Below are 8,290 nucleotides of genomic sequence, written 5' to 3'. Positions count from 1 at the left end.
TTTTGGCTGCATAATGGAAACACTGGTTAGCTTAGAATACAAGCCCTGTATGACTTATGGACTGGTTTTATGCCGGTCCATTTTTTTTAGGCCATAGAGCGAGCCCCTCTGGGTTATACAGAACTTTTCACTGTCCAGTTCATAAGTAGCTATCTCTGATATGTGCTTTTTCAACCCGTGAACCAATCCGATCGGACCTTAGAAAGTCCCTGGGCGATCGCCCGGGTCCAGGGAAGGCCCCCGAGAATCCCGTTCCCGGGGGATCAACCTTTAGACATTCAACCGGCACTCAGACTGAGTTCACAATCCGGGCTAGAAAAGTGGTAAACAACTATCCCTCTGCACTCCCTCTAGGGTATTCCAACAAATAAATCATCCAAATCTGATGGTTAAGCATCTAATTAGGGTATTCCAACAAATAAATCATCCTTGCTTTGATGCGATCGCACCTAACAAGACTCTTTTAGCCCGCGCAGGCGGGCTTTGTCCTGTGAGCCTCCAGGCTTTCTAAGCGGAACGCTACGCGAACAGCCTGCGGGTTTTTTGGGTATTTTATTTTTTGGAGTTCCCTTAGACTGTTTTAGCCCGCGCCCGCTGGCCCTTCGACGGAGCTCAGGACAGGCTTTGTCCCTATAGCCTCCGGGCTTTCCTTACGGAACGCTACGCGAACAGCCTGTGGGTTTTTTGCAGAGTTTATTTAATCGAGTTCCTCTAGTATCGGGTTACCTTCCACCCCTCCTGGATCAGTTCGGTCTGGGCTTCAGTCAACAGCCCCCTACCGTCTATACCCCCTGAGCAACCCAGGAGAAACAGTAACCCCGAAACACCGTTTTGGTCCTACTGATTAAATCCTGAAGCGATGTCCTAGGTTAGAGCATAAAGCCCCTAAATGTCGCCCTCTTTTGATCAACTTGAACACCCCAAACCCTTGGAAATTTACTAACCCTTTAAAAAAGTCCAATCAAACATAAAGTTACGAAAAAGAGCCTTTTTTACTCTTGCCTTTGATGACAAATCGGCGTACCATAAAAATCAGATGGGGTGCAGGTACGCAAACACTGTTTTGCCAGACAACTACATTGGCAACAAAATTACTCAAACTTATTGTTCAGGAACAGGGAGACCCCAATCATGAACGCTCAAATCAGTAACAACATTTCATCGCTCAAAACAATCGGTCGCCAATGCACCCTAGGGTTAATGGCGTTGGTTGCCACCACCGCCAGCGTTTTGACGGCTCAAAGCGCTTCCGCTCAGGTGACTCAAACCCAGTATGATGCTCAATATACAAGCGCCCCCAGCAGTCTATTGCGCCTAGATTTCGATACTTGGAATATGTTTAACAGTGTGGTGAACGTAGAGCGTAAGAAGCTCAATACCCTCGATCGCCCTCAAGCGGACCTGAGTAAACTGCGTTGGAGCGGTGGCGTTCAAGATGTAGAAGTGTTCTTCATCAATGAAGGAGCAAGCTACCGGAATCAGCTATTCTACTCGGTAGATGGCGGAACCAGCAAAAACATGATTTTTGATGATATTTCCTCCCCCCTGAGCATTCTGCATAACAGTAATGGACCCCTGAAACTCGGACAAGGGAGCAATTTGGGCAGTTTCACCGGAAATACCTTTATTGATTTCTTCGTGAAGTCTAACGGTGCCAATGGCGGCAAAAATTTCCTCGGATTTGACCCGGAGCAAAACCCCGGGGGTCTGTCCCACGTGATTGGATATACTTTTGATGACTACTTGCTCCTCGGGTTTGAAGACATTATCGGCGGTGGCGATCTCGATTTCAACGACGTCGTGTTTGTCGTCAAAGGGGTAACGACAGAGGCTTCCGTCCCAGAACCTTCCTTAATGATTGGGCTAATCGCTACGGGTGCAATGGCAGGGCTTCGCAAACGCGCGCAAAATTCAGAAGTTTAAGGTTGCATGAACTCCAGAAAAAACTGTTCTCGAATAGGGTGTTTGAGCCGATGGCGTTGAGGGGGGGTAGACCCGCTTTTCATCAAGGCGATCGCCCCTCTTGTCTTCTACAACCCCTTAAACTCATCCTGCAACGCCGGATAACCGCGATAAGTCTGCCGGAGCTTATCAATATAACGCTGCCACAGGGATGCATCTTTTACTATATCCAAATAAATCGATTTGAGCGTCTCTGCGTACATGGCGGCAGTCTGGTAATTCGATCGCGTCTTACCCTTGATATACTGCATCACCACCTTCTCATAAATGGCGATCGCCCCTTCAGGGCGATGTTCCTTCACCGCCTTCGCAATATTCAGATCCGTAAACTGCCCACAATTAGAGTTTTGAGATAAGGCGATCGCCTTGTCCCACTCTTGTTCATATAAATAAATTTCCGCTAACCAGTCCAGATTAGTGGACGCAAGTTCCAATAACCTTGGCTGTGCCAGTGACCACCGCTTTAACCCCGTAGCCACCTCCTTAATCTGCTGATACAAATCAAGAGAATAGCCATTTTCCTCCAACCTCAGCATCAACATCCGATAATGGTTCTCCGAGTCCCCTTTCTCTTGATAAAAATCACTTAATTTAGACAAAATGATCTGGTGATGGTTACGGTCAGTATAATAATCTTGCAGGCTTCCATAATCATCCCTATCAAGTTTGTCCAGGTTGTACATAGAGACCCATCGTTCTAACGTCCCCCTATATTTTTCAAGCTTTCCTTGTTCCTGCCAATAACTAGCTAACTCCAAATACTGATAGGGCCGGATTAAATTTGACTCACGCCACCGTAAATAATTTTTCTCATCCCCTAACCTGCGGTAACAGTCGGCAATCCAATCTACAGCATCTTCATGATAGCAACCTTCTAACTGTTTAATCAGATAGTGATAATCTTCCTGGGTCGTGCAAAGGATATCCAGGGTATCTTTAATCACCCCATCCAGTTCATCGCTCTGGAACATCTCCCAATCAAGCAGAGCCACCACAGAGTTAATATAGAGTTGCTTCTGAGTTCCACTCTCTTCTAAAGCCAACACAACCCGAGCAAATCGCTCTAATGCCTGAGTGATTTCCTCATCCCCGATTAAATATTCTTCCTCTACAAAGTAGTGATTAGCCCAAGTCACAACCGACCAAAACACATCAAGCTGGTCTCGTAAATTGAGGGTTTCTGCTAACTCGAAAACCTCGTCCAAGTCTAATTTATCCTCATTCTCATCTTCTTCCTCATAATAGTCATCATAATAATAACTGTCGTCATAGTAATCTTCTTCTTCCTCCTCTATCAACTTTTGATAAGTCCACTCAAAAAAGTTTTTAATCTCTTTTTTAAGTTCTTTTGCCGTTACGTTTGGGGTCGATTTTTTCTGCCTAATATCCGGGGAAAGGTTAACTTGAGATAGCAGCAGATGACGCACCTCGGGAAATTCCTCCACAAATTGCAACACCATCTTCACCAATTCATCAACCCCCATCCCTCTCAATGCCACTTCCAAAGCATCGGGAGTGCTTGTCGGTGAGGAATCCTCTGCGATCGCCTCCATCTCATCCTCATCATTCCCCACTGGATCATCTGGGTCACCGTAAATTGCATACAACAACACCGCCACCCGATGATCGCAAACCGCACCCTCATAAGCACAAGTACAATTCATCGTGAGAGTTCCCCCACCCGTGCGAACTTCTACACTGTAGTTACCTTGTTTAGTCTGGATCTTCGCCGTAATACCTTTTCCAGATAGATAAAACTGATCGACCGACTTCCTTTCATAGCACAATTGACCTTGGTCAAAAATAGTCGGATTATCGGCCAATTCTTGAATGTCTTGAACCGTCAACTTGTTTAAATTCATAAAGAACTGCTGCTTTTTTCAGGGGATTGACAATTCAGATATTACCTGAAAAAAACCCTCAGCGATCGCCCGGTTAATTTCCCAGGAAAAATCCGCCAGGAGTCCCCGAATTCAACACTCCAGGGGACCCTTGACCTCCAAACCCAACTCAGGGGGTTTATCATAAAAACATCACTTTAAAATAACAGAACCAGCAGCCGGATGGGGCAGTCTCAAAAAAGCTCTGCCTGCGCTGTGCTGAAGAGGACATATAATTTGTACTGCAGTGATGGAGAGTATTGCGATGACATCCACCCAACCTCAAGCGATCGCCTCTCAGGTGAAACCCGCTCACTCCTTACCCCCCTTAGAAAATGGCGATCGCTTGATTCGTCCCGAATTTGAGCGCCGCTATCACGCCATGCCTGATATCAAAAAAGCTGAACTCATTGAAGGAGTCGTTTATATGGCATCCCCCTTACGCTTTCGGTCCCATGCCGAACCTCATGGTGATTTAATCGGGTGGTTGTGGACTTATAAAATTGCCACCCCCCAAGTTCAGATGGGAATTGAACCCACCGTGCGCCTAGATTTAGAAAACGAACTCCAACCCGATGGCGTCTTATTAATTCGCCCCGAAAACGGCGGACAATCCACCCTTGACGAACAGGGATACATCCAAGGCGCACCGGAACTCGTGGCTGAAATTGCCGCCAGTAGCGCCGCCATTGACCTCGGGGATAAAAAACGCGCCTATCGCCGCAATGGGGTGAAAGAATATATTATATGGCAAGTTTTTGATGAAAAAATTGATTGGTTTCGCTTAGAAGACGGGGATTATGTATCAGTCTTGCCTGATGAGCAAGGGATAATTCGCTCTCAAGTCTTCCCCGGATTGTGGTTGGATATTCCCAATCTCATCCAAGGGAATATGCAGCAAGTTTTGACAATTTTGCAACAAGGAATCAGTTCACCTGAACATCAAGGGTTTGTGCAAGCATCAACACCGGCGGGGGATTTATCCCCCGCCTCATAGCTAAAGTCGGTTAAAACCGACTAAAAACCCCACCGCCTAAGACTTTCAGTCGGTTTCAACCGACTTTAGCTGTTAGGCGTGGGTTTTAACCCCCGCCGGTGTTGAGCATGGTGCAATATCTCAGTTAAAACCGACTAAAAACCCCACCGCCTAAGACTTTCAGTCGGTTTCAACCGACTTTAGCTGTTAGGCGTGGGTTTTAACCCCCGCCGGTGTTGAGCATGGTGCAATATCTCAGTTCTGAAGGACAACCCGGTGCCGAATCTCTGGATAGGGCAGGGGTGAACGGTTTTATCCCCAGGGCGCGTTATAATCCTGAAAATACTAGCCCTGTCAAGGTGTATTGTTTCTTGTAGGGGCGTATTGCATACGCCCTGGGGCGCAAGCATTGCGCCCCTACAAGAAACAATGATTTTTCGTCATCAAATTTACCTCTTGGACAGGGCTATCCTGAAAATACCCATTCCCCCTGCATCGCCATGCCATTTAAACTGGGAAAAGTCGAAAAGCGCCTGTTAACCTGTGGCGGTTTACTCGTTGCCGGAAGCTGCGGTGCCCCGGTTTTAGCATCTGTCGGCATCAGTGCTGCTGCAATTCCCCTCATCAGCAGTATGATCACTGGAGTCACTGGGGGATTAGTCGCCAACGATATTGGCAACATCACCGATAGTCTGGGCAAAAACCAAGGTATTCTCATCAACCATGACTTAACCAAAGCAGTGGGACGGGCGATCGGGGCCATTATCCTAGGAATGGCGGGAGAACCCCAGTACCACACCGAGAAAACTGCCCTCAAAAAATTGGCACAAGCAGCAGCAGATAACTGGGAAATCGTCATCACCAGCGAGGTAAAAGAAGCTGAAAAGCGCATCACTGGAGAGGCAGAGGCACCGGGAAACCCCTATGGTGACCTAACCGAGGACCAACTCTCCCAGATTATTCTCAATCCCCAAACACCTATTCTCGAAACAAAGGAATGGGAATACTTGCTGTGGGACTGGTTAGAAGAATTAGCCCAAGTTAAGTTAGAAGACACCACCCGCGAACAGGTTGCCACCCGACTGCGAGAGAGATTTTCCATTGCCTTGCGCGAAACCCTCGCCGATGACTTTGAAACCGGGGGGAAAGCATTCGCCAAACTGACCATTTCCCTATTTCGGGAACTGCACAACAAGATGGTTCAGCAACACAGTGAAATTCTCCAGCAGTTGCAGCAGGTGGGAAAAAGTCAGTCCGAATTAAACCAAGCATTGACTCGGTTAGAACATTTAGGACAACTGCAACCCGGAACTCCAGAAACCCAAGGCGAATTTCAGGCATTGGGGAAAGGAATTGCCACCGTCTTAGGAGAAGTGAGGGAAATCAAGGAAAACACCGTGGCGATTCAAAGGGCGATCGCGGAATTGCGGAACTGTATAGAGAACCAGACGAAGGAAACGCGAGTGGTAGTGGAGGTGAAATATCCACCCCTACCCTCGCAGTGGCGCAATCCTGCCGTTGACCCGAATTCCGGTTATTCTCCGGCAAGTCGAGAACCCTCTGAACAACCGAAGACAGTGGGACTAGAAACCATCGCTGAAATCCCCGTTTGGGTGGGGCGCGATGCTTTGTTACAGGAGTTAAAAACCAAATTACTGGCCCCCGAAACTCCCCCGAAAGTGCTGACGATGATTGGACAAGGGGGCATCGGCAAAACCAGTTTAGCGGTGAAACTCCTGGAAACCTTGGGGGTGCAGTTGCAACCGCCTACCCTCACCGCCACCTGTCCCTATCAGAAAGCATTGTATTTAAAAACCTACCAAGGGACCAGTTTTGATGCCGTGGCAGAGTTTCTCCTGCGGGGATTAGACATCGAAACCCCGGAACCCCTGAAAACCGCAGGGGAAAAAATCACCAAAATTCTGGAGGGGTTGACAAAACAGCGCAGCGTAGTCGTGCTGGATAACCTGGAAGATATTTTACACCCCGCTCACCATCCCGACTGCGGTAAAGCGCTGTCTCCAGAATGGGGCGAGTTGCTTCATGCCTTTGCTTACGGCAATCATTGCTCAACCCTGATTCTCACCAGTCGAGAATTCCCCGTTGATTTAACTGATAGTCGCTGCGAAGGTACGGAACCCGATCCCGATTTGGTGTTTGTGTACTCGCTGGAAGGGATTGAGATTGACGCGGGGGTAGAACTGTTGAGGAAGCGTCACCTAAAAGATAAGGAGGAAGATTTGCGTTGGGTATCCGAGCGAGTCAAGGGCCATGTCTTTTTGCTGACTCAATTAGCAGCAGTTGCCAGAGGTAAACCCGGTTATCTGCGAAAACATCCGGAACTGGTCACTAAAAAAGCAGAACCCATCTTGCAAGTCCAACTAGAACGACAAAGTGAGGCAAGTTTAAACTTATTGCGGCGAATGTGCGTCTTGCGCGTGGCAACGGATCTGCGAGGATTGACATTTTTGCGATTGTATGAAGATGAATGGGAAACCGATAACCGTTTAACTATGTCTAATCAACCGATTCAGTTTACAGATGAAGAAATTAGCGCAACCGAGTTGATAGTCAAGGGCTTAGTCGATAACAGTCTGGTGCAGATGCGTTATGAGGAGCAAAAGTGTGAGCTATTTTATGACTTGCATCAAGTGATTGCAGATTTTATGGAGCGCGAATCCGAGCGGCTGCCTCAGCTATTCCAACGAGTAAATCGTTTTTTTCGCTCTACTACCAGCTTTCAACTTCCCCAGAGTTTACAAGAACTTAGTCCATTACAGGAATCTTTCCTTTTTACATTTCACCTGGGTGATGAAAGTAAGGCAGGTGAATTGGGAATGACTCTAATGAATTACTCCATCCGGTTGGGAGGAGGCACGTCAATAAAGAATGCTGTTTTACAAGAGGCAAACCTCAATCCAAATTATGCAGCAGATGGGCTAATAACGTTAGCGCAAGTCCATTACCAGTTGGGAAATTGGGATGAAGCAGAACAATATATTTTAGAAGCGTTAGAAATTGCACAAGGAAAAAATCCGAGAGAAACCATTGCTGATGCGCTGGGACAGTTGGGAGATATCCAGCGAAAACGGGGCAACTGGGATGAGGCGGAGCGTCTGTATCGGCAATATTTAGAAGTGATGACCGAATTGGGCGATAAGTCAGGTATGGCAGCCGTTTGGGTAGTCTTGGGAAATATCCAGCTACTTCGGGGCAACTGGGATGAGGCGGAGCGTCTGTATCGGCAATATTTAGAAGTGATGACCGAATTGGGCGATAAGTCAGGTATGGCAGCCGTTTGGGGAGTCTTGGGAAATATCCAGCTACTTCGGGGCAACTGGGATGAGGCGGAGCGTCTGTATCAGCAATGTCTGGCAATTGAAACCTCATTGGGCGATAAGTCGGGGATGGCAACATCTACGGGACAGTTGGGAGATATCCAGCGAAATCGCGGCAACTGGGATGAGGCGGA

Annotated in this window: 4 protein-coding genes; 3 read left to right on the top strand and 1 reads right to left on the bottom strand. The window is 47.6% G+C overall.

The genetic code is table 11. The features are described from left to right. Positions 1–1,131 precede the first annotated feature (1,131 nt). Positions 1,132–1,923, top strand: coding sequence for a DUF4114 domain-containing protein (locus NG833_RS25505; protein ID WP_254568083.1), 792 nt, complete (start codon positions 1,132–1,134; stop codon positions 1,921–1,923). Between the two features lie 107 nt (positions 1,924–2,030). Here NG833_RS25505 and NG833_RS25500 read toward each other — a convergent pair whose 3' ends face one another. Further along, positions 2,031–3,824, bottom strand: a complete 1,794-nt coding sequence (locus NG833_RS25500) for a hypothetical protein (protein WP_254568082.1) — start codon at positions 3,822–3,824, stop codon at positions 2,031–2,033. 283 nt (positions 3,825–4,107) lie between these two features. On the opposite strand from NG833_RS25500, the gene NG833_RS25495 reads away from it, so the two are divergent. Together NG833_RS25495 and NG833_RS25490 are read left to right on the top strand one after the other, a co-directional pair. Then, the gene (locus tag NG833_RS25495; protein WP_254568081.1) at positions 4,108–4,839 is read left to right on the top strand and encodes a Uma2 family endonuclease; all 732 of its coding nucleotides are present in this window, start codon (positions 4,108–4,110) and stop codon (positions 4,837–4,839) included. A gap of 479 nt (positions 4,840–5,318) precedes the next feature. Continuing rightward, the coding region (locus NG833_RS25490) for a tetratricopeptide repeat protein (RefSeq protein ID WP_254568080.1) at positions 5,319–8,290 on the top strand (2,972 nt) is incomplete at its 3' end.

The sequence above is a fragment of the Oscillatoria sp. HE19RPO genome, from assembly GCF_024220515.1.
Lineage (GTDB): Bacteria > Cyanobacteriota > Cyanobacteriia > Cyanobacteriales > Laspinemataceae > Laspinema.
The sequence above is the reverse complement of the archived record's forward strand: the minus strand, read 5'-3'. Positions and strand labels throughout refer to the sequence as shown.

Bases quoted from the DNA above. Each gene is read 5' to 3' on its own strand.
- NG833_RS25500 (WP_254568082.1), bottom strand. From the start codon at position 3,824: ATGAATTTAAACAAGTTGACGGTTCAAGACATTCAAGAATTGGCCGAT.
- NG833_RS25495 (WP_254568081.1), top strand. From the start codon at position 4,108: ATGACATCCACCCAACCTCAAGCGATCGCCTCTCAGGTGAAACCCGCT.
- NG833_RS25505 (WP_254568083.1), top strand. From the start codon at position 1,132: ATGAACGCTCAAATCAGTAACAACATTTCATCGCTCAAAACAATCGGT.